The sequence below is a fragment of the Pseudacidovorax sp. NFM-22 genome (assembly GCF_021401245.1).
Classification (GTDB): domain Bacteria; phylum Pseudomonadota; class Gammaproteobacteria; order Burkholderiales; family Burkholderiaceae_C; genus Xenophilus.
Window position 1 is genome coordinate 1 of the sequence record NZ_JACBFY010000017.1, and the last position, 1,916, is coordinate 1,916.

The following is a 1,916-nucleotide window of genomic DNA, read 5'->3' on the forward strand; positions in this document are numbered from 1 at the left end:
TCCACGGGGTCCAGCACGTTCGGATCGTTGGCCGTGAAGCTGTCGCCCAGCAGCGGCGACAGCGCACCGCTGACCGTGCCGCCGACGTTGTCCACCAGGCCGGTGACCGGCGCCAGCGTGTCCGACAGGCCCAAGTCCCCCACCAGGGGCAGGCTGTCCAGGCTGGCCACGGTGTCGGAGACCACGCCCGTCGCCGGGTCCAGCAACTGGTTGCCCGTGCCGCCCTCGCCCCCGCCGGTCAGGCCGCCGAGGAGGCCGCCCAGGAGGCCGTCGTCGCCGCCGACGCCACCGAGCAGATCGCCGCCCAGCAGGTCACCACCGGTGAGGCCGCCCAGCAGCCCGTCTTCACCCAGCACGCCGCCCAGCAGATCACCCCCCAGGAGATCACCACCGGTGACGCCACCCAGCAGGCCGTCGCTGCCGAGCACGCCGCCCAGCAGATCGCCGCCCAGCGCACCGTCAGTGATGTTCGCCACGCCGTCGGTCACGTAATCCACCTGCTGCGTCACGCCGGAGAGGACGTCGTGCACGACGTTCGAGCCCAGCAGCCCTTCGGTCAGCGGCGAGACCAGGCCGTCCACCGCGCCGGTGGCCGTGCCCACTACGTCATCCACGGGGTCCAGCACGTTCGGGTCGTTGGCCGTGAAGCTGTCGCCCAGCAGCGGCGACAGCGCACCGCTGACCGTGCTGCCGACGTTGTCCACCAGGCCGGTGACCGGCGCCAGCGTGTCCGACAGGCCCAGCTCGCCCACCAGCGGCAGACCGTCCAGGCTGGCCACGGTGTCGGAGACCGCGCCCACCGCCGGGTCCAGCAGCTGGTTGCCCGTGCCGCCGTCGCCCCCGCCGGTCAAGCCGCCAAGGAGGCCTCCCAGCAGGCCATCGTCACCCAGCACGCCACCAAGCAGGTCACCGCCCAGCAGGTCACCACCGGTGAGGCCACCGAGCAGGCCGTCTTCACCGAGAACGCCACCGAGCAGGTCTCCACCAAGGAGCTCGCCTCCCAGCAGGCCGCCCACGACACCGTTCTCGCCGACCAGACCGCCCACCAGGCCGTCCTCGGTCAGCAGGCCACCGACCAGGCCGTTGTCGCCCAGCACGCCGCCCAGCAGCCCCTGGTCGCCCAGCACGGCATCCAGCGGGCCGCCGAGCGTGCCCCCCACCAGCCCGCCGACCAGGCCGTCTTCACCCAGCAGCGTGTCGGTCAGCCCGTCGACGATGCCGCCGTTGCCGACCACGCCACCGAGCAGGCCGTTGTCGGCCACCAGGCCGCCGACCAGGCCATCCTCGGCCAGCAGGCCACCCACCAGGCCGTTCTCGGTCAGCAGCCCGCCGACGAGGCCGTCGTCGCCGAGCACGCCGCCCAGCAGGTTGCCGACGACGCCGTCCTCGGCGAGCAGGCCGCCCACCACGCCGTCCAGGCCGGTGGCGCCGAGCACACCGCCCAGGGGGCCGTCGCTGCTCACGAGGTTGTCCAGCAGGTTGACGACGGCATCGGTGACGTAGTCGACCTGGGTGTCGAGGGAGCCGAGCACGGCGCCCGTGGTGCCGCTGCCCAGGAGGTCGTCCACGACGGGGGTGAGCACGGTGCCCAGGCCGTCGGTGACGCTGTCGACGCTCTGGTCGACCGGGTCGAGGGCGTTGGGGTCGTTGGCGGTGAATTCGGAGCCGACCAGGGGCGAGAGGGTGTTGTCCAGCACGGTGGTCACGTTGTCGACGACGCTGACGACCGGGTTGAGCGAGTCGCCCAGGCCCAGGGCATCGGAGACGCCACCGACGACGGTGCCGCCGAGGCTGTCGGTGGGGTCGAGCAGGGCATCTGCGTCGGCATCCGCATCCGCATCCGCATCCGCATCTGCGTCCGCATCCGCATCCGCGTCCGCGTCCGCGTCCGCGTCCGCGTCAGCATCGGCGTCGGC

1 pseudogene is annotated in these 1,916 nt (G+C 72.8%); it reads right to left on the reverse strand.

The features are described 5' to 3' along the window. Positions 1-1,916 (reverse strand): annotated as a pseudogene (locus L0984_RS29735) (hypothetical protein); the annotation flags it as partial.